This is a genomic window from Arenibacter lacus (assembly GCF_008711145.1).
GTDB classification, from domain to species: Bacteria; Bacteroidota; Bacteroidia; order Flavobacteriales; family Flavobacteriaceae; genus Arenibacter; species Arenibacter amylolyticus.
Genome location: NZ_VVIN01000172.1, coordinates 1 through 1,264, shown reverse-complemented (window position 1 = coordinate 1,264; position 1,264 = coordinate 1). Strand labels below are relative to the sequence as shown.

Here is a 1,264-nt window from a genome sequence, read left to right as displayed (position 1 = left end):
TAAAGTTATAAATCTCAGAGAGTTGCTCTTCAATATCGCTGTTACTCATTCCTTTAACGTACAAAGAGACAATAACATTTTCTATGTCATCTACCATGTTCCGACGCTTTTGGACAATCATTGGGTTAAAAAAACCATTACGATCTTTGATAACTTTAATGGTATCCTCGCCGAAGGAACTTTTGATCTTCGTTTCTGAATAGCCGTTTCTGGTATTACCGGAAGCAGATTTGTGATGTTTTTGATAATCCAGGTGACCATCCAGTTCCCCTTCGAGCATTTTCTCAAGTCCTCTTTTCTGAATTTGTTTTAGAAAATTGCTGAGTTCTTCTCTTGATTTAAACTATCTCAGAAACTCATCATCAAATAGATCTTCCTTTTCATTTGTTGCGTAAGATTAGGAGCCCTGGTTTTTAAAGTAAAATTTTGTCTATATTTATGTGGTGTAAATCCTTTTCCGGTTTGCTATAATGAATAAAACTAATTAAACCAACATTACGAGCTAGGTGGAAAACATTTAAAAAATGAAAATCCAACATAAAAAAAGCCAGATTAATATTAATTTAATTTTTGGAATCATCTGGTTGAGTTATTTTTTCATTAGACTTTTAAATGACGAAGTTCATTGGATTGATTATGGTTGGCTTGTTATTTCCTTAGCATATTTCATCTATTATTTGTACCAAAAGAAATACAGCTACGTGACCATTGATAACGGAATCATAATTGTAAACGGTCCACTAGGGAAAAATCTGAATCTAATTGAAGTAAAACAGATAAAAAAGTTTGCGGGAGATTATATATTAAAATCTGACAATAAGGAATTGACTATTAACACACAATTAATAGACCCGAATTCACTCGCGACATTAAATGCGGAATTAGAAAAACTAAATGTTGAATGGAATTAAAAAACGTATTCCATGAGCATGAACATTTAGAAGGAATGTTAAAACCGATTTACCCAACCACCAACGTAACCCTTATTTCACTATTGATATGCTGATTGCTTCCTTTGAAGAGTTAAAAACTTTATAAATCTGAAACCAGACTTGATTGATGGATGAAAAAAAAAGCTCCATAATCGAGTAGATAAAGCGAAGTCTCTCCCCCGCCCGTATCGCACGGACTAGAAATGGTTACAAATATAGCACTCAGCTAAAAGTGGCACGAAACGAACCGAAATACTTACAATAACACCTTGATTCGTAATAAAAATAATAATATACATTAGCAGCTTCGTTCACTTGGCTAGTCCTAGAGA

At 33.3% G+C, this 1,264-nt stretch carries 1 protein-coding gene and 1 pseudogene; one reads left to right on the top strand and one right to left on the bottom strand.

The genetic code is table 11. From position 1 onward, the window contains the following. A pseudogene (locus F1E73_RS16990) lies at window positions 1-352 on the bottom strand (transposase); the annotation flags it as partial. Window positions 353-524: 172 nt separating this feature from the next. On the opposite strand from F1E73_RS16990, the gene F1E73_RS16985 reads away from it, so the two are divergent. Continuing rightward, complete coding sequence (locus F1E73_RS16985) at window positions 525-911, top strand: hypothetical protein (protein WP_150452660.1); 387 nt, start codon at window positions 525-527, stop codon at window positions 909-911. Window positions 912-1,264: the final 353 nt, after the last annotated feature.

Bases quoted from the DNA above. Each gene is read 5' to 3' on its own strand.
- F1E73_RS16985 (WP_150452660.1), top strand. From the start codon at position 525: ATGAAAATCCAACATAAAAAAAGCCAGATTAATATTAATTTAATTTTT.